This is a genomic window from Muriicola jejuensis (genome assembly GCF_010671595.1).
In the GTDB taxonomy this organism is placed as follows: Bacteria; Bacteroidota; Bacteroidia; order Flavobacteriales; family Flavobacteriaceae; genus Muriicola; species Muriicola jejuensis.
The window spans coordinates 1-20,294 of the sequence record NZ_JAABOP010000001.1; the positions used below are offsets into that span (position 1 = coordinate 1).

The following is a 20,294-nucleotide window of genomic DNA, read 5'->3' on the forward strand; positions in this document are numbered from 1 at the left end:
CCCAATAATACAAGGGGTACCTTGAACTTTAACTTTGATTATGTGCATTATCAGGGAGAATTACCCGGAGCTAAAAGTCAAAATAGCTTTGCGATGGGTTTTCAACCCGTCCTTCCAGTACCGTTAAATAAGACGACGAATCTTTTTGTAAGACCCAATATCCCCCTTTATTTTACGCAGCCGACATTTGGGGCGAACGGGTTTGAAAATCAGGGATTCGGTCTGGGGAATATCAGCGCCGATATTGCGATAGGAAAAACATTTCCATCAAAAACTATTGGTATCCTTGGTGTATTTGGTAGTTTTAGAACGGCTAGCAATGAGGCCTTACGATCTCCTTATACCTTATTAGGTCCTGAAATCATGGTTTCTCAACTTTTTAAATGGGGTGTTGTCGGGCTTATGGTAAATCACTCATGGAATTTGAATAAGATTGACCCATCTACGAATGATAGTTTTTCTATTTTGGGTGATGATGTATGGATTTCATCAGAAGGAGGAGAATCTGCTAGTATTACAGCTGGACAATATGTTTATGCAGTTAGCTTGAGTAATGGTTGGCAAATCATGTCGAGTCCAACCTGGTCTTATAATCACAACGCCTCAAAAGGGAATAAATTAACCCTTCCCCTTGCTACTGGTGTAACTAAAGTAACACATTTTGGTAAATTACCTATAAAGTTTAATCTGCAATATTGGTATTATGTGGCATCTCCAGAGGCATTTGGTCCACAACATCAGATCCGATTAACAATATCTCCTGTTGTGCCTTTGCCTTGGTAAGACAGATTAAAATAATTGAATGAAAACGCCTGCTAAAAAAGAGTATTTAACACAATGGGTTGAAAAGAAGATTCTCTTCATGCATCATTTGCTGCGCATATTGATGCTGATATATTACTTGTAAACGGAAACCTGTTGGTAAGTATTTCTTTATTAGCTAATCCTGAAAAGAACTTACTGCTTATTAGCAAAGAAGGGAAAATACATGAAAATATTATAAAATAAATTTAAAAGTATGAATAGAGTAATGAGAGGTTTACTATTATTTTTTGTTGCAGTGGTGCTTAATTTTTCTGTCTATGGGCAAGACAAAAAGAAAGACACTATTAAGATAAGAGATCTTTCAGGTCCAAACTCTGTGCATCAGCAGATTAATCAAGACACAACCTCAATAGAAACGTCTAATATATTGCCTGGGTTAGACGGTTTAGACCAATTGAAAGAAAGGTTTTATAAAAAAACTGGGTTTATAATTAATGCTGATTATAACTCACAAATAATGGCAGCTACCGAAGCCATTGGAGATAATGTTGGTGCTAGTGGTGTGTTTCGTATTTATGGTAAGTATAATCTTGTTGGGAGAGGGACTTCACATGAGGGCGGTTTAGTGTTTAAAGTTGAAAACAGACATAGATACACCGACCTACCTTTACGTGAATGGGGACTTGCAGGAGTAGGTTATGCTGGTCTTATGCAATCTGTTTATAATGATGACAGGTGGCGTGTTACCAATCTTTATTGGAGACAAACATTTGCTAAGGCTAATATTGTTGCTTATGCTGGATTTCTGGATGTGACTGATTGGACTGACATTTTTGTATTGGCTAGCCCTTGGAGTAGTTTTAACAATCTATCATTTGCAACAGGTTCCAGTACTACCGGTGGTTCATACCCTGATGGTTCATTGGGCTTAATGGTTAGCGCATGGTTAACGGATAATATTTATGTTATAGGAGGTTTAATTGATGCTAATGGTAGTGCCAAAGAATTTTATAAAAGTTTTGATACGTTCTTTACTGAATTTGAAACCCTCAAAACTTTTGAAGTTGGTTTTACACCGAATCCCGAAATGCCTATTTTACAAAACGTACATGTAACCTTATGGCAAGTAGACGAGACAACAAGTGCTCCTAGTGGTTGGGGGCTTTCAGGCTCTATTAGCTGGGAGTTAGGTAATAAATTATTTCCATTCCTTAGAGGGGGCTGGGCAAATGATGGTGGTAGTTTTTTTACAGCCTCAGTCAGCGCAGGTATTGGTTATAATGTAATAGGATCAAACGTATTTGGATTAGGACTAAACTGGAACCAACCAAATAAAAATCTATTTGGTCCTGGCTTGAAAGATCAATACCTGTCTGAAATTTTCTACAAATTACAGGTTTCAAATCATGTTGAATTCACACCAAATCTACAATTCATCATAAATCCAGCATTAAATACTAACGCAAACTTTACAACTATTTTCGGAGGACGTGCACGAATTAATATATAAAGAAACTAGGAATTACTGTTGTAAAAAATTAAGATATAATACACACTACAATAATTTTATAAAATTAATTAATAACCAAAAAACAATGAAATATGAAAAAAGACAAAGCCTAACAAATAAAAATGACATTAACATAATTTTAACTTTAACAAACCTATTTAGAATGAAAAAATTAAACTCGATTCTCGGTCTTGTAGTAGCATTAGTATTAATGAATCCTAATGTATTTGCACAAGAAAAAAATGCACCCACTTACAAATTGATCACCAATGTAAATGTTTGGGATGGAACAAGTGACAAGCTGGTAAAAGCAGATGTATTAATTGAAAACAACCTAATTAAAGAGGTTAAGAACGGAATTACAGCACCTAAAGGTGCCACTGTAATAGACGGTAAGGGAGGCACAGTAATGCCTGGCTTAATTGAGGGGCACGGCCATTTATACTTGAATGGCTTAACTCTAGCGGATATTGAAAATAATAAAGGATATGATGAATTAGCGATTAGAGCAGCGGTAAAAGCTGAAGCTCATTTAATGTCTGGATTTACGACTTGGAGAGATGCAGGAGGAATGGGTACTGGGCTAAAGAAATCTATTGATGCAGGTATAGTAAATGGACCAAGAATTTATCCCTCTGGTGCTTTAATTGGCCCATCCGGTTCTCACGCAGATTTTAGAAATTATACAACGCCTAACGAAACTATGTTTGGGGCCCATACTTCAGCCGCTCGCAATGCCATGAGTTTTACGGCTGATAGTCCGGAAGCGATTAAAACAGCAGCTCGCCAAAACTATATGCAAGGAGCAACTCAAATTAAAATCATGTCCAGTGGTGGAATTGCTTCACAATTTGACCCTTGGCAATTAAATGCCTTCTCTGCAGAAGACATAAAAGCCGTTGTTGAAGTAGCAGATGCTTATGGTTCTTATGTAATGTCTCATGCGTACTCCAAGACAGCAATTATGAGGTGCTTAGATAATGGGGTAAAGACTATAGAGCATTGCTTAATGTTTGATGAAGATGTTGCCAAAAAATTGGTAGAAAAGGGAGCGTATATGACCACAAACGTGACGTCTTTCTCTCCTCTCATTGATCAACTGGATTATATACGCACAAGTCCAATGTCTAAGAAAAAATATGAGTCTGCGAAAATAGCAACTAAAGACTTTGTTGCAAATGTTAAAAAATATCAACCAAAAATGGGGTTCAATTGTGATGCGATTGGCGATCTTCAAAACGGTATAACGCAAGCTGACTATTCCATTTATTTAAGTGGAGAGCTCTTTGGTAATTTATTTACGTTAAAATCGTTGACTTCTGTAAATGGTGAAATAGTAAAACTTGTAGGAGACGTTCTAGACCCATATTTTGAAGGAGATTTAGGCGTAGTAAAACCTGGAGCCTATGCAGATCTTCTTATCGTAGCCGGAAATCCATTAGAAGACTTAACACTTATTGGAGCTAATGAAAAATGGTTTGATGCATCTGGACGTGCTGGTGATGATATCCCAGGAATGAAGCTTGTCATGAAAGATGGCAAAGTATATAAGAATACTTTGTAAGTAAGCCGTCCTAAAATAAGTGGACATATTTATATTGTTAATTTAATAAAAAACGGAGAAGCTAGCTTCTCCGTTTCTATACATCATTTTGGTAGCCATGACTATTCTCGCGGGAATATTGAATGGTTATAACTAACTCACAAATAATGGGAGTTATAATCAGCAATTGGCGATGATGTTAGTGCTGGGGGTGTTTCGTATTTATGGTAAGAATAATTTTGTTGGTAGAGGCACTCCACATAAAAATAATTAATAACAATAAAAAAAATGAAATATGAAAAAGCACAAACCCAACAAATAAAAATGACATTACCATAATTTTAATTTTCACCATAGAAACATGAAAAAAATAAACTCGATTCTCATTCTTATTGTGGCATTATGTTTAATGAATCCTAATGTATTTGCACAAGAAAAAAAAAACACCCACTTACAAATTAATCACCAATGTAAATGTTTGGGATGGAACAAGTGATAAGCTGGTAAAAGCAGATGTATTAATTGAAAACAACTTAATTAAAGAGGTTAGCAGTGGAATTAAAGCTCCTAAAGGTGCCACTGTAATAGACGGTGGCGGGCGCACGCTGATGCCCGGGCTGATTGACGCTCACTGGCATACGCTGCTCTCTTCTATTACGTTAGAGGAAGGTCAATCGGAAGAAGCGGACTATCTGCATGCTCGCGCGATTGTCGGCGCGGAAAAAACGCTCCTGCGGGGTTTTACCACTGTCCGTGATGTCGGCGGGCCGGTTTTTGGTATTAAGAAAGCCATTGATGAAGGATTACTTGAGGGGCCGCGCATTTTCCCCAGTGGGGCATTGATCTCCCAGACTTCAGGGCATGGTGATTTCGGTCATGTGTGGGACGGTCCGCGTGCCTTCGGAGCGGGTCCACCACGATTTGAGCAGCTTGGGATCTCCCGGGTGGCAGACGGGGTGGATGAAGTTCTCGCGGCCACACGCTACAACCTGAAGCAAGGGGCGACTCAGATTAAAGTTATGGCCGGCGGGGGTGTATCTAGCCTGTACGATCAATTGTATGTCAATGAATATACTGCTGAAGAACTAAAAGCTATCGTGGATGCGGCGTCTGACTGGGGTACCTACGTTACCGTGCATATTTACAACGAAGAAGGAATCGCCCGGGCATTGAACGCCGGCGTTAAGGGTATCGAGCATGGACACCTGATGAGTGAAGAAAGTGCAAAACTCATGGCGGAGAAGGGCGCCTGGCTGTGCATCCAGCCGTTTTACAAAGATATTCCGGGTGCAGAGACATTAGACCCAGGTCGCTATGCAAAGTTTATGCAGGTCGTAGACGGTTTTGATAGGACAATGAAACTTGTTAAAAAATATAACCTGAACATGGCCTATGGAACAGACCTACTCTTTTCACCGAAAACCAACGGTCAGCAGGGTGATCTTTTTGCCCGATTTAAAAACTATTATAACGATGTTGAGATCCTTCGTATGGCAACTTCCAACAACGCCACGTACTTTGAATTGAGCGGACCAGGGCATCCCTACAAGGAGGGACCGCTGGGCGTAATTAAGCAAGGTGCCTACGCCGATATCCTGTTGGTAGATGGAGATCCTTTAAAAGACGTCTCGATCTTGGGTGAAGATGGAAAGAACATCCCGATGGTCATGAAGGACGATAAAATATACAAGAATACTTTATAAGTTAGACGTTCTAAAGAATGAGATCGATCTGGATTAAAAGAAGACTGAATGTGTCAATCCCTCTTACAAAGGGAGGACATACTCAGTCTTCATTACTAATAACAAAGGCTTCCAGCCTCTCCTACCGCTTAATTGCCTTGCTCTTCTGTTTGTTTGCTTTTACAAATCTAAATGCGCAAAATGCGCAAAAGCTTGATTCCATTACACCGATACGCGATAACATAGGAGATCTAAACGAAGCGGCTATAAGAAAAGGTGATTTCCCGGGTGCCATTAGACTCCCCGGCACAGATGTTTCTCTGGCAATTGGAGGATTTATTAAGGCTGTTGCATTATACGATACCAGATATAATGAAAAAAACGAAATCCTTCTTCCCGGCACATTCTCTCCCGAAAATATTTATAAAGGTCAGACCTATATGGGCGCCAAAGCATCGCGCTTATATTTTGATGGAAGGTCTACCATAAAGGATATAGATATGCGAGGTTATTTCGAGATGAACTTCACGGGAGCATCGGGATTTAACTTGCGACATGCTTATTTAGAATTGAGTAATAAAAAGGGTCAAAAACTATTAATGGGGCAATACTGGAGTCTCATAATGGATTTGGAGGCAATTCCTGAAGGTTTGGTTGAACCTACGATAAGTGGACTCCCCTTTATACGCCTTGGACAAATTCGGTTTAGCACCCCACTCTCGAAAACGCTTGCATTGTCGGTTTCTCTGGAAGAACCCAGAAATTCAGATCTGAAAGGAGTTAATATGATTCCGTTGAATAAATATCCTCTTTTTGTTGGATCACTGAGCATTGACCCTTCATCTATATTTCATTTTAGCATCATGGGAATGGTTCGCCCCATGTCTTTTGCTGATTTAACAGATGATTCTCAAAATCCTGCAACTGGTTATTTAAGCAACGCAACGCTCATCGTTAAACCAAATGATGCTAACAAGCTTACGCTTTCAGGCCTGTATGGTTCAGGAGCCTCAAATTATCTATTGGGAGCGGATAGCAATACAGGATATTTCGATGGAACTAGAACTGAATTGCAAACCCAACATGGTGGTTTTGGTGCATACCGCCATGAATGGAATGACAAATTCAGGAGTAATTTCGCATATGGAATGTTTGTCGGTGATGAAATTCCCAATAATCCTAATCCACATATAAAATCAAGCACCTTCGCATTTATTAATACGTTTTACAGGGTTAATAAATATGTAAATATTGGTGTGGAATGGATATACTCAGCCAAGGAAAATTTCAACGGGGGAAAATTCATTAATAACCGTTTTCAATTTGGAATACAGCTATTTTAATGACAGCCCTAACCAGTGCCTGTAAATAAAGTGATGTACCAAATAGAAAATCATAATCGAACGAATTTAAAATAATAAATGAGTAAGAAGCTTATGGAACCGAGGGAAAGACCTATTCTAAACCTGAATACAAAGTTGGATTGCGTTGGGAACCAAACAGCTACATTATTCCTGCCATTACCTGCGGAGGCTGATTCGATGGCAGTCCGGGTGCGGGTTTAGAAATAGGAGTTGTTATTTTCTCTCCTCCATTTTTGAAAAAGGATTTTAATAAAAACAATACCATTCAATTCTAAATTCATCGTGAATAATTCAATCATACAAATACAGGGTTTACAGTTTGATTGGGACAAATCAAAGGTTCCTTTTATTACAATTCCGGAACTTGAAGTTTTGAAAAGTGAACATCTTTTAATTAAAGGCGACAGTGGAAGTGGAAAAACCACTTTTCTCAATTTAATATCCGGCGTTTTACCCCTTAGCAGTGGTGAAATTAAAATTTTAGGCGAAAATTTGGCCGATGTGTCATCTTCAAAACGGGATGCCATCAGGGCAAATCACATGGGTGTTATTTTCCAGATGTTTAATCTCATCCCCTATCTTTCGGTTATCGAAAATGTGCTTCTTCCCATACATTTTTCTGAAGTCAAAAAGAATAAAATCCGGGCAAAGGGAAGTACTGCAAAAGAAGAAGCCATCCGTTTACTTTCTGAATTAGGCCTTCAGCAAAAAGAGATTCACGAAAAAAAAGTGACCGAACTGAGTGTTGGGCAACAGCAGCGGGTGGCGGCAGCCCGGGCTTTAATTGGTTCGCCCGAAATTATACTGGCCGATGAACCAACTTCAGCACTCGATGAAAAGAATTCCATGCGCTTCCTCGACCTGCTTTTGGAAGAGTGCAATAAAAACAACAGCACTTTGTTGTTTGTAAGTCACGACAGTCGTATCCATCAAAGATTCCAACAAAGTATTTCAATCAATGATTTTACGGAAGATATACCGATTGTTGAGAAAAAAAGAAAGGAGGCCGTGGAATGTTCATCTTAAAGCTCGCGTTAAAAAGTCTGTTGAACCGTAAGTTTACGGTGGCACTTACCATATTTTCTATCGCTATTAGTATCACTCTTTTATTGGGTGTTGAACGGATAAGGATTGGCGTTGAAAATAGTTTCACCAATACAATTTCAGGCACCGATTTGGTTGTTGGCGGGCGCACCGGCGACGAGCAGCTTCTCTTGTCAGCTGTATTTCATATCGGTATGGCTTCCAACAATATCAGCTGGAATAGGTACGAAGATATTGCTGCCAATGAATTAATAGACTGGACGATTCCGATTTCCCTGGGCGATTCGCATGATGGATTTAGTGTAATTGGTACTAATGAAGATTATTTCAAACATTATAAATTTGCCAATAAACAACATTTGAAATTTCAGACGGGAAAAGCGTTTCGTGAAACTTTTGATGCCGTTTTGGGGGCAGATGTCGCAGCCACTCATGAATATAAAATTGGCGATGAAATTGTAATCAACCACGGTTCGGGTGAAATTGCATTTCAAGATCATGGCGACAAACCTTTTCGAGTAACTGGAATCCTGGAACGCACCGGCACACCTGTTGACCAAACCATTCATGTGAGCCTGGGAGGAATCGAAGCCATTCATATTGACTGGGTAGATGGAATGCCCGACAAACTCATGAACTTTTCGGCTGAAGAGGTAGAGGAGCTTAATCTTGAACCCGAATTCATTACTGCTTTTTTGGTGGGATTAAAAAACAGAACAGACGTATTAACCTTACAGCGCCAAATCAATACAAATAAGAGTGAGCCCCTAACTGCAGTTATGCCAGGGATTACCTTGCAACGACTTTGGAACATGATGGGCAAAATTGAAACAGCACTGCTGATTGTCTCTGGTTTTGTTGCCATTGCCGGATTAATAGGTATGCTTGTGGCATTGCTCACCGGCGTTAGTGAAAGACGGCGCGAAATGGCAATTCTACGTTCGGTTGGTGCCAGCCCGTTAAAAATATTCGGTTTAATTTCCAGCGAATCTATTGTAATAACCTTTTGGGGAATAGCGCTGGGTATAGGTTTTGTTTTTCTCTTGTTGCAGATAGCTAAACCCATACTCGAAACACAGTACGGCATTTATTTAAATCCCTCAGGGATATCATTACAGGAAATTTATATTATCGGAACGGTAATAATTTTGGGAATATTAATTGGGATAATTCCCGGTTATAAAATATATAAATACTCACTTTTGGATGGAATGACAGTTAAAGTGTAACTATCTTTCACACCAAAAAACTTAATTAAAAAAATATGCGCAATTTAATTTTCACTTTTCTGTTTTTAACCTTTTTTACTGGCTCCTTTGCCCAGGAGGTAAAAGAAATTCAATGGGATGATCTAGTTCCGGATGAAGTTAAACTTGATGATCCTTTTGAAAAATTGACGGAGGATCAAATTGACGATTTAAGGTATATAGTGAGAATGCGGATGCTTCAAGAAAGAAAACCGGGAAGTGTGGGCGCTGAAAGCCTGAAAACAATTGAAGAAAAAGAAAAAAAACTCACCGCTGAAGGAGTTGATATTGACGGCATGCTTGCCCAGCATACAGCTATTACGGAGTTTAGGAAAAAGAGTGCGGAAGGAGTAGTCGACTCATTAAACGGAGTAAACATTAGAATGTCAGGTTTTTTATTGCCGCTGGACTTTGATGGAAAAAATGGAGTTGAATTTCTTTTGGTGCCCTGGGTAGGGGCATGCATCCACACACCGCCACCACCGGCAAATCAAATTGTTTTTATAAAATTTGACAATGGCTTCGAAATGAATTCCCTCTTTGCCCCGGTGTGGGTTGAAGGTACGCTGATAACAAAAAGATTAACGAAAGAGCTTTATTTGGCAGATGGTGAATCCGAAATAAATGTGGGATATGCCATGTCGGCAAAAAAAATCTTGGACTACAAGAAGAAGTAAATAAGACAAGCGATAGACCAATACGGGAAGAGAATCCGTTAATGCCGGTTTTGGTATAAATTATATTTTAAATCAATAGTGTCCGATAAAACAATTTAAAAGGAAGCGGTATCAACTACCGTCTTCCTTTTTTTTATGACTTTAATTTTTGGCAAAATTAAACGCTTCAAATGGCAACTGGTCGCTTTTTTCGGACAGGTTGAAAGTAGATACCTTGTAACTTTAAGACATGAAAAAGGGCAAATTTTCAGAGAAGCAGATTCTCGACATTCTCAAAGAGCAAGACTTTGGCAAAACTGTGGCTGAGATCAGCCGTGCGCACAACATTTCGCATGCCACCTTTCACAACTGGAAAAACAAATAGGCCGGTCTGAAAAAACAGGAGCTCGTACGGCTTATCGCTAAAGGGCTCAGAAACAAAGAAATTGCGGATCTGCTCAACATCTCCACGGGAACCGTTAAAAGTCATCTGACCAATATTTCTAGCAAACTCCAGGTTTCTAATCGCACCTCCATGCTCAGGAAAATCGTGGATTAGGGAAAATCTCCTCCCTAGAAATACGACCTTTTTGTGACTAAAGTCATAGAATTGGGCGTCAAGATTAATAATACCTTTAACGAATTATTAACAAATTTATCTTTGTAATAACTTCGGGCGATAAAACGGGGGCCATCTATCAAATTAGAGTAAAGGGGGAGCTCAATACTACCCTTTTGAATGCGGTAGATGATTTGATCTTAATCAATCATAACATAAGTAAAGCATCTCAGGATATGTTCTACCAAAAAACTAACACATTCTGAGATGTTAATTAAAAACATAACAAATATGAAAACATTACAAAAACTGTGGTGGTTAACCTTCTTAAGAGGGGTTATACTTTTAATACTCGCTTTTTTTGTATTTCGCCATCCGGTGAATGCACTTATGGGCGTGGCTATCTACATTGGGATTAGCTTATTGATTACAGGAATATTACAGACTGCAGCATCAATTGGGTTTAAAGATTTATTTCCTAATTGGGAGTATATCCTTGCCGGAGGGCTTCTTGATATTGTATTCGGGTTTGTACTCTTATCTAACCCGGCACTTACGGCAAGTACACTGCCCTTTGTAGTAGGGTTTTGGATCATGGTTTCGGGTATCATGTCGTTTTCAGACGCTTTTCAAAGTAAAAAAGAAGGCAATTCCCTTTGGGCCTTAAGTATGCTAGGCGGCGTGCTGTCCGTATTGATAGGTTACCTTATTATGAGCAATATAGTAGTTGGAGTACTTACCATTACCACATGGATGGGGATTGGATTTGCTATTGCCGGCATTGTGAACATTACCATTGGATTAAAATTAAAATCATTAAAATAAATAATTCATCATTATGAAAAGAATAGTACTGGTATCCATACTTTGCATCCTCAGCTTAGGGCTATTCGCCCAGGAAAAACCAAAGCCAATTACACTTTTCACTAACGTCCAAGTTTTTGATGGAAAAACTGACAAGCTGATCAAGGCAGATGTTTTGGTTGAGGGAAATCTGATCAAACAAATATCCAAAGAGCCTTTGATGGTGATGCAAACCGATAATGTATCCATTATTGATGGAGGTGGGCGCACGCTGATGCCAGGTCTTATTGACGCACATGTGCATCTTTCATTAAATATGAATTTTATCTCTATGTTTTATCAATCTCCAGACTATCTGGCAATACGAGCTATAGATGAAGCAAAAAACACTTTAATGCGAGGCTTTACTTCTGTAAGAGATACAGGAGGAGAAGTATTAGGAATAAAATTAGCCATTGATCAAGGTTATGCAATTGGGCCACGTATTTGGGCTGCAGGTGCAGGGATTTGTATGACGGGTGGGCATGCAGATTTAAGACCTCAAGCTCAAAGACCACGTCAATTAGGAGGTCCAGTTTATTACGATGGGGAATTTAACGGGATTACAGTGATTGCTGATGGTGTGCCAGAAGTATTAAGCGCTGCCCGACTCCAAATGCGTAAAGGTGCTGCATTTTTAAAAATGTTTACAAGTGGAGCAGTAAGTGGGATGTATGATCCTTTAGATATTGGTGAGTATTCTTTCGAAGAAATTAAAGCTGCTGCAGATGAAGCAAAAAGATGGAATACTTATTTAGCTGTGCATTCATATAATGACAAAGGGGTAAGTTTAGCTTTAGAAGCTGGTGCAATGTCTATTGAACATGCAAATTTAATGACAGAAGAAACCATGAAGCTACTTGTTGAAAAAGGTGCGTTCTTAAGTACACAAACTGGAGTTTATTTTTCAGATGCACCTGAAAACTGGAGCGAAGAAAGCAAAATGAAACATGATAAAGCTAGAGATGGTATAGACAACTTGTTTAAGTTAGCAAAAAAATACAATGCCAAAATTACTATTGGTAGTGATTATGTTGACAATGCAGAGCAGAAAAAAGGACAGTCTTTTGAACTGAGCAATAGATTAAAATGGTGGACAGCTCCAGAAATCTTAAGTCAAGCCACTTCTGGAAATGCTGAAGTACTTTATTTTAGTGGTCCTCGTAATCCCTATCCTGGAAAACTAGGTGTGATTGAAGAAGGTGCTTTGGCTGACATTCTATTAATTGATGGAAATCCCTTAGAAGATTTAACACTATTTCACGATCCTGAAAACAATCTAGATCTTATCATGAAAGATGGAAAAATCTATAAAAACACAATTGAAAGATAATTAAGCTACTCAAATTGAAAAAAATAATAACAACTATTGCATTAATGCTAGCTTTAAGTAGCTTGAATGCACAAGAAAAACCTGCTGAGTATGACCTTGTCATTCTTAACGGAAGAGTAATGGACCCTGAAACCATGTTTGATGCTATTGCAAACGTTGGAATTAAAGACGGGAAAATTGTAATGATTACTAAAAGTAAAATTACAGGTAAAGAAATAATTAACGCAAAAGGTCATGTTGTTGCTCCAGGTTTCATTGATCCACATAGCCACAACGTTCCAACTCCATTTGGTCAAAAATTAGCCTTAAGAGATGGTGTAACAACACCACTAGAATTAGAACTTGGAGTGTTGCCTATCAATTTTTGGTATGATCAAATGAAGGGAAAATCACAAACGAATTACGGTGCTTCTGCTAGTATTGAAGCGGCTCGAGAAAAAATACTTAATCCTACCTACCAAACATCTGATGCAGCACTTATCAATGATGCCTCGATAATGGATGAAACCCATCTTTCCATGGCTTGGTCAAAAGATGTTGCTTCCGATGAACAAGTAAACCAGATTCTTGATTTAGTTGAAGAAGGATTAAAGCAAGGTGGTCTTGGTATTGGTTACACACCTGGTTATATGGTCTACGGAGTAAGGTCTGAAGAAGGTGTTGGCGCACAAAAGTTGGCTGGTAAATACAGACGTTTCGTTTATTTACACGGTCGGTTTTCAGGTCAACTCCCTCCTAATGACGGACTAACCGGCACATTGCAACAGCTAGGTGCTGCAGAAGCTTATGGAGGTGGTCTGGTTATCGCACATATGACGGCACAGACTTTAAGTCAAACAAAAGAAGCACAGGCGATTATAGATGCCGCTGCTAGAAAAGGTATTCCTGTTATATCTGAAATATATGCCTATACCTATGGTTCTACTATCGTTGCTGCCGACTATCTTGAACCAGATAATTATCAAAATAATATGGGACATGATTATAAAGATATTGTCAATTTAACAGACATGAAGCCCTTAACAAAAGAAACCTACGAACAACTAAAAAAAGATGCTCCTACTACTAATGTAACGTTTGAGAATGCTACGAAGGAAGATTTATATTGGGCACTTTCCCACCCTACTTCTATTATAGGTAGTGATGCTTTCCCTGGTGTTTCAAAGATAGACAAATCTCTCCCTAAAGATTGGGATACACCCTATGAATCTGTCAATGCTCACCCTCGAGGTGCTGGAACTCATGCTCGAATTTTAAGATTAGTACGGGAAGAAAATTTAATGTCTTTAATGTTGGCCGTTTCCAAAATGACTTTTATGCCAGCTAAATTTCTTCAGGAAAATGGAGTAGATCAAATGGCGAACAAAGGACGATTACAAGTGGGTAAAGACGCAGACATAACAATTTTTGATCCTGCTACCATCAAAGATAATGCAACACCACAAATGGGTACTTTACCATCTACAGGTATTCCTTACGTGATAGTCAATGGTACAGTTGTGGTTAAAGATTCTAAAGTTTTAAAAGATGTTTATCCAGGACAACCGATTCGAGCAGAAATTCAAGAATAAGAAACACAATTGAAAAATAATTAAACTACTCAAAATGAAAAAAATAATAACAACTATTGCATTAATGGTAGTTTTAAGTAGCTTGAATGCACAAGAAAAACCCAAACAGATTACCCTTTTTACGAATGTACAAGTCTTTGACGGCACATCCGATAAGTTGATCAAGGCAGATGTGTTGGTGGAGGGAAACCTGATCAAACAAATATCCAAAGAACCTCTAATGGTTGCGCAAACTGATAATGTAAGCATTATTGACGGAGGAGGAAAAACGCTGATGCCGGGTTTGACTGACGCCCACACGCACATTATGTGGACTGATGATATCGAAAATCTGATTTATAGTGCCCCGGAGGGGTGGTCGGGCACACTTGCAGCAGTTAACGCAGGTGAAATGCTACAACGCGGATTTACAACTATTCGAGACAACGGCGGCCCAGCTTTCGGATTAAAAAAAGCAATTGATGAACATATCATTCCTGGTCCGCGAATTCTTCCTGCGGGTGCGTTTATATCTCAAACGTCAGGTCACGGTGATTATGACCAACGCATGTTCTATTTATCACCGCACTTTACCGGTCAGATTGACAAGGCCTACATCCGTGGTTGGACCATAGTTGCTGATGGCGTGGCTGAAGTACAGAAGGCCTCACGAGATGTTCTTCGGTCAGGAGCAACACATCTCAAAGTCTTTGGTAGCGGAAGCATTACCGGCGCTCATGACCCGATAGATGTCACAGAGTATACCTATGAAGAACTCAAAGCGCTTGCCGATGAAACAAAAAAATGGGGAACATACGCAGCGATACACGCTTACAGCGATGAGGGCATCCAAAACGCAATTAAAGCCGGTATAAAAAGTATTGAACATGGTCTATTCGCTTCAGAAGAAACCATGGAAATGATTAAAAAAAATGATGTGTGGTTTTCAACTCAGTTTTTAGCTTTTAGTTTGCCTCCAGAAAAGGCGGGAATGAAAGGGGAGGCTGTTTCCAAGTATCTAACCGCACAAGAAGGCGCTCAAAAAGGGTATGAACGTGCTAAAAAATATGGTGTGAAAATGACGTTTGGTACCGATATTTTAGGTTCGCTAGAACTTCACCGTATGCAAAATTTAGAATTTACAGCCCGAAGCAAGTACTTTACTCCGTATGAAATATTGAAGCAAGCTACATCGCAAAATGCAGAACTCTTTGAATTATCCGGAGAGCGCCATCCCTATAAGGAAGGTAAGCTAGGTGTTATCGAAGAAGGCGCATATGCGGATTTGCTGCTAGTAAACGGCAACCCTCTTGAAGATATATCGCTGTTAGCTGCACCAGATAAAAATTTATCTTTAATTATGAAAGATGGCGTAATTTATAAAAATAGTCTGTAACACCCTGTAAATTAAACTGATATGGATTGACTTTTTAGATAGTAACATCTGTTTTTTATGCTGTTCTTGTCACTAAGAAAAGCTAAATAACTGAGCCCTATTATGGGAAAACGTAGTACTTTAACAGCTGTTTTTAGATATTTATTTTAGAGAACAATTAAACAAAAACAATTAAATTATGAAAAAAATGTTAAAAATTAAGAAGTATTTATTTCTTTTAATGATGCTATTTTCAGCATTGATAAATGCACAGGAAGCACAAGAAACCCAAGATAAACCAAGTGCAGATGAGCTGGCAAAAGAATTAGCCAATCCCAATAATACAAGGGGTACCTTGAACTTTAACTTTGATTATGTGCATTATCAGGGAGAATTACCCGGAGCTAAAAGTCAAAATAGCTTTGCGATGGGTTTTCAACCCGTCCTTCCAGTACCGTTAAATAAGACGACGAATCTTTTTGTAAGACCCAATATCCCCCTTTATTTTACGCAGCCGACATTTGGGGCGAACGGGTTTGAAAATCAGGGATTCGGTCTGGGGAATATCAGCGCCGATATTGCGATAGGAAAAACATTTCCATCAAAAACTATTGGTATCCTTGGTGTATTTGGTAGTTTTAGAACGGCTAGCAATGAGGCCTTACGATCTCCTTATACCTTATTAGGTCCTGAAATCATGGTTTCTCAACTTTTTAAATGGGGTGTTGTCGGGCTTATGGTAAATCACTCATGGAATTTGAATAAGATTGACCCATCTACGAATGATAGTTTTTCTATTTTGGGTGATGATGTATGGATTTCATCAGAAGGAGGAGAATCTGCTAGTATTACAGCTGGACAATATGTTTATGCAGTTAGCTTGAGTAATGGTTGGCAAATCATGTCGAGTCCAACCTGGTCTTATAATCACAACGCCTCAAAAGGGAATAAATTAACCCTTCCCCTTGCTACTGGTGTAACTAAAGTAACACATTTTGGTAAATTACCTATAAAGTTTAATCTGCAATATTGGTATTATGTGGCATCTCCAGAGGCATTTGGTCCACAACATCAGATCCGATTAACAATATCTCCTGTTGTGCCTTTACCTTGGTAATTAAATTAAAATAATAGCATATGAATGAATGTACAAAATATTAATTAGGGTTAGTTTTTCTGGTTTATACGTTAGTTAATGCTATGAAATGGAATGCTTCAGATAGTGCAAATATTAATAAATAAATTGAAGACAGAATTGATTACTTTAGAGGCAATATGATTGAATATGCCGGACAGGATCTTATAGATGCTTCTATATATAGAGACCCTACTAAAATTGAAGGTGGTTCTTCTGGACACATAGATCAAATATGGTCACCTGAAAAAAATATAGAAACAGGCATTGGAGTTTATGAGACTAGAACGCATCAATGGAGATTCAAGTTCTGGAACAGGAAATCGTCTCCAAATGATGGTTAAGTATAGTTTTTAATATTCGATAGATTCAAAAGGCCTGGCCATTGCTACCAATGGTCGAGGGTATATTAATTTTTTAGAGTTGAAAAAAAATAGTTATGAGAACAAATTTAACTTTTGTCGTTTCCCTTGCCCTGCTGCTGCTCTTTTCATGCGAAGTGCCTGAAGACAGTGTTATTAAAGCGGTGGATGACACCAAGGAAATACTGACAACCAACAAATGGAATCTGGAAGAATTCAAATTTGAGCTTCGCAATGATGACATTCCCCCTCCCCTATTGTTCAATGCCACTAATGCCTTATTGGCTGCCGGGGTCTATGATCTGGACGATATGGTCCTGGATGCCTCAGAAATGCGTAAATACGAAGTAGAATTTAAGGAAGATGGTACCATCATTACCAGAAATGGCGAGCTAGACCTGTTGTTGGAGGAGGAAATAGGGACCTATTTTGTCTTTAATGAACGAACTATAAGGATTAGCTCGGCTGAAAGCCTTAATTACACCTACATTTATGACGCCAATGAGAAGGAGCTATCCCTGGTAGCAAATGAAGAATCGGCTGAAAGAATCGTAAAAAAAATAAACGATAAGCTTATAGACCAGGTTGCGAACGGGACCCCTACCAAAATAGGAGATTTTATCGCGGGTCTTTTATTTAATAATGAGGCCTTACAAACCTTAATTAATGATGTAGTGGTGTCTGCCATCGCAGGGAAACTGGAATTTATAAATGAGATTGACCCGGATGAGTTGGCCGCCTTATTGGCTGCCGATATCAGGAATGCGCTTGAACAAGTAGATTGGCAACAAATATTGACCGATTTAATTCTAACGAAACTTGAAGGGATCTCAAACATCGATAAAGAGGCAGTGGCTGAGGCAATAGCGAGCCAGGTGGTTCAACTTATCAACGAAAAACTTTCTCAGGAACAGATCAATTCTTTAATTCTTCCTTACATTGAACAAATAGCGATCAATTCTGAAGCGGTTTCTGAAGCTATAGCAACTTTAATCACAGACCTCTTTTCTGATGTCTTCAATGAGAACAACCTTCAACCGCTGTTGGTTGATGCGTGGACACAATTTACACGTTTAGATGAAGCGCAAATAGGCGTTATTTCAGATACATTAACCTCGGTTGTAGAAACGGTATTCATCAATGAACAAACGATCTCTGCCGGACTATTACCCTTTACGACGCGTATAGACGAAACATCCATACTGCAAATGGGTGCTTTGGCAGCAGAGACCACAACAAGCATAGAAAACCTGGTTAATGGCCTTAATCAGTCATTTCCAGACCTTAATCTGACCCCTGATTATGAGAGTATGCAAAATACGATCAGGCTGGCCTATATTGGCATTAAACCTGTAATTGCCATTCTCGGGCCGGAACAGGCCGCTACCGATGTCGCTAATCTATTATTGTCGCAATTCTTAACATCGGAAAATATCAGTAATACCTTTAGGGCCGCACTTCAATTTTTACAAACAATCGACCCTGAAACGGCGGGAACAACGCTAACGCAATGGCTGTTAAGTTTTGAAAATGATATTTCCCCTGCTTTATATGCCTATATCAGAGATCTGATAAGTCCGATTCTCGATAATTTGGATCCCAATGCAACCGCCCTGGCCATAGCAACAGCATTGAATTCTTTTATTTCTGAAAATTTGACCCCCGAAGCGGTTAAAAATTTGATCATCCCGCTTTTAGATGAAATAACCAATCTCAATGCAGAAGCGGTAGCCGCCTATTTAGCACAGCTTATCCTTAATTCAGATCTAATTCAAGATAATGTTACTGAGGAAGCCATATTCCAGGCCATTTTACCTGTATTGCAATCCGTACAAGAGACCAACGTCAAGGAGGTAGCACAAAACCTTATAAATGCCATAGTAAACACCGGTATCTTTGAGGAAGTGATCACAGAGGAACGCGTTTCCGCAATCATTTCACTCCTAATTTATAAAGCCACTTGGGAAGAAGTACTGGTCGCTAACAATTTTAAAGAACTATCTATAATACTGCGTCATGATTAAAAATATTCAAAGATTTATATCCCTTGTTCTATTGTTGTTAGCTTGTGTTACGATGACTTACAGTCAAACAGTAAGTGACCTATCGATTAGTGATAAACTAGAATCCTATCGGGACAGCCTAAAAAGAACCCCCTATGAATGGCATTTGCCTATCATGGGGAAAAAAATCAGGGAAATGGGATTTGATATTCCCTATCCTAATGGGGTTTCCTTTACCTATGCTCATTCCAAACAGGATCTCCTATTAAGTGATGCCTTTGTAGGTTTTGATCCGGACGAACTCATTCCCATTGATGGTTTCGCCCGTTTTAGAAGTATCAGTTCAGTTGTGAATGCCTATACAGTGCGTTATGATTTTTGGTTACTGCCTTTTATGAATTTTTATGGTATCGGAGGAAGTGTAGACGCAATAACGAATATCCAACTGGGCCTTCCCTTTGAAGCGGAATTCGATACGAAAAGAAAAACCGGTCTCGCCTATGGTTGGGGGACTGTTTTAGGAGGTGCCATTGGGCCAATGATCATATCCACAGATTTTGCTATGATGTGGACCAAGATGGCCGACCTCGACCAGCCTAACAAATCGATTCTTTTTGGTGCAAGGACAGGTTATTTAATGAAATTTAGAAACCCGGAAAGAAACTTGGCATTTCTGGTAGGAGCACAATATATAGGCATTAATAAAGCAGGAAGCGGTAAATTAGAATTGATCAGTGCTTCTGACAAAGAAAAAGCTCTTGGAGATTTAAACGGTTGGTATGATAACCTGACGGACAGGGAACAGGAAGTCTTGGAACCGCTATATAGTGGGCTTGCCAATTGGCTTGACAGCTCAGAGTCGACAAATCTTTATTATAAGTTTAATAAAAGGTTTATATCGCCCTGGAGTATGAATGTTGGCCTTAATTTTCAATATAATAAACGATATACCTTAACCGGCATTTACAGTTTCGGAAGTCGAAGTCAGCTCGTTGTTGGTCTGGGTTATCGGTTTGGTATTAAAGGAAAGAATCTGTTGTCCGGTTTACAATTGTAAAATGTATTGCAGGATAACAAATTCATTCCCCTTTGGATTTTGAAGACAGTTATTTCTTGATGTTTAACTTAAGGCTGAGAAAAAAGCCTCTTTAAAAAGGAAGATTCACAAATTGTCTTTGAGTCAAATACATAATGATTGCCTGATTACACGGAATAATCCCATTTTCAGTTTTTTTGACTGGAGTTGAAGATATAGGTAACAAGCCATATAGCACGGGTAACACCGCTATTGGAAAATATAAATTCCGAAGCGTAAAATGGCTT

Annotated in this window: 17 protein-coding genes; all 17 read left to right on the forward strand. The window is 39.0% G+C overall.

Features of this window, described 5'->3' with window-relative positions; genetic code table 11:
* On the forward strand, positions 1 to 783 hold a 783-nt coding region (locus GWK09_RS00005; protein WP_204260333.1), incomplete at its 5' end, for a hypothetical protein.
* 235 nt (positions 784 to 1,018) lie between these two features.
* Positions 1,019 to 2,275, forward strand: a complete 1,257-nt coding sequence (locus GWK09_RS00010; RefSeq protein ID WP_163690983.1) for a carbohydrate porin — start codon at positions 1,019 to 1,021, stop codon at positions 2,273 to 2,275.
* Between the two features lie 85 nt (positions 2,276 to 2,360).
* A complete protein-coding gene (locus GWK09_RS00015) occupies positions 2,361 to 3,839 on the forward strand; it encodes a metal-dependent hydrolase family protein (protein ID WP_204260334.1) in 1,479 nt (492 codons plus the stop codon).
* A 398-nt stretch (positions 3,840 to 4,237) separates the two neighbouring features.
* Entirely contained in the window at positions 4,238 to 5,521 is a 1,284-nt protein-coding gene (locus GWK09_RS00020; protein ID WP_163690984.1) for a metal-dependent hydrolase family protein, read from the forward strand.
* A 17-nt stretch (positions 5,522 to 5,538) separates the two neighbouring features.
* Complete coding sequence (locus tag GWK09_RS00025; protein ID WP_163690985.1) at positions 5,539 to 6,843, forward strand: DcaP family trimeric outer membrane transporter; 1,305 nt, start codon at positions 5,539 to 5,541, stop codon at positions 6,841 to 6,843.
* A gap of 303 nt (positions 6,844 to 7,146) precedes the next feature.
* On the forward strand, positions 7,147 to 7,890 hold the full coding sequence (locus GWK09_RS00030) for an ABC transporter ATP-binding protein (protein WP_204260335.1): 744 nt from the start codon (positions 7,147 to 7,149) through the stop codon (positions 7,888 to 7,890).
* Positions 7,878 to 9,137, forward strand: coding sequence for an ABC transporter permease (locus GWK09_RS00035; protein WP_163690986.1), 1,260 nt, complete (start codon positions 7,878 to 7,880; stop codon positions 9,135 to 9,137). The genes GWK09_RS00030 and GWK09_RS00035 overlap by 13 nt, the downstream gene beginning before the upstream one ends.
* A gap of 35 nt (positions 9,138 to 9,172) precedes the next feature.
* Positions 9,173 to 9,832, forward strand: coding sequence for a DUF3299 domain-containing protein (locus tag GWK09_RS00040; protein ID WP_163690987.1), 660 nt, complete (start codon positions 9,173 to 9,175; stop codon positions 9,830 to 9,832).
* A gap of 229 nt (positions 9,833 to 10,061) precedes the next feature.
* Entirely contained in the window at positions 10,062 to 10,196 is a 135-nt protein-coding gene (locus GWK09_RS00045; RefSeq protein WP_163690988.1) for a transposase, read from the forward strand.
* 6 nt (positions 10,197 to 10,202) lie between these two features.
* Positions 10,203 to 10,370 (forward strand): response regulator transcription factor, encoded by a 168-nt coding sequence (locus GWK09_RS15120; RefSeq protein ID WP_163692453.1) that lies wholly within the window; start codon positions 10,203 to 10,205, stop codon positions 10,368 to 10,370.
* A 291-nt stretch (positions 10,371 to 10,661) separates the two neighbouring features.
* On the forward strand, positions 10,662 to 11,195 hold the full coding sequence (locus GWK09_RS00055) for an HdeD family acid-resistance protein (RefSeq protein WP_163690989.1): 534 nt from the start codon (positions 10,662 to 10,664) through the stop codon (positions 11,193 to 11,195).
* Positions 11,196 to 11,208: 13 nt separating this feature from the next.
* Positions 11,209 to 12,546, forward strand: a complete 1,338-nt coding sequence (locus tag GWK09_RS00060) for a metal-dependent hydrolase family protein (RefSeq protein WP_163690990.1) — start codon at positions 11,209 to 11,211, stop codon at positions 12,544 to 12,546.
* Positions 12,547 to 12,560: 14 nt separating this feature from the next.
* Positions 12,561 to 14,117: an amidohydrolase family protein gene (locus tag GWK09_RS00065; protein ID WP_163690991.1), complete on the forward strand. Its 1,557-nt coding sequence runs from the start codon at positions 12,561 to 12,563 to the stop codon at positions 14,115 to 14,117.
* Positions 14,118 to 14,151: 34 nt separating this feature from the next.
* Complete coding sequence (locus GWK09_RS00070; protein WP_163690992.1) at positions 14,152 to 15,492, forward strand: metal-dependent hydrolase family protein; 1,341 nt, start codon at positions 14,152 to 14,154, stop codon at positions 15,490 to 15,492.
* Between the two features lie 178 nt (positions 15,493 to 15,670).
* Positions 15,671 to 16,588 carry a hypothetical protein gene (locus tag GWK09_RS00075; protein ID WP_163690993.1) on the forward strand — a complete coding sequence of 306 codons (918 nt, stop codon included), beginning with the start codon at positions 15,671 to 15,673 and terminating at the stop codon, positions 16,586 to 16,588.
* Positions 16,589 to 17,045: 457 nt separating this feature from the next.
* Positions 17,046 to 18,992 carry a hypothetical protein gene (locus tag GWK09_RS00080; protein WP_163690994.1) on the forward strand — a complete coding sequence of 649 codons (1,947 nt, stop codon included), beginning with the start codon at positions 17,046 to 17,048 and terminating at the stop codon, positions 18,990 to 18,992.
* Entirely contained in the window at positions 18,985 to 20,028 is a 1,044-nt protein-coding gene (locus GWK09_RS00085) for a helix-turn-helix domain-containing protein (RefSeq protein WP_163690995.1), read from the forward strand. The genes GWK09_RS00080 and GWK09_RS00085 overlap by 8 nt, the downstream gene beginning before the upstream one ends.
* Positions 20,029 to 20,294 lie beyond the last annotated feature (266 nt).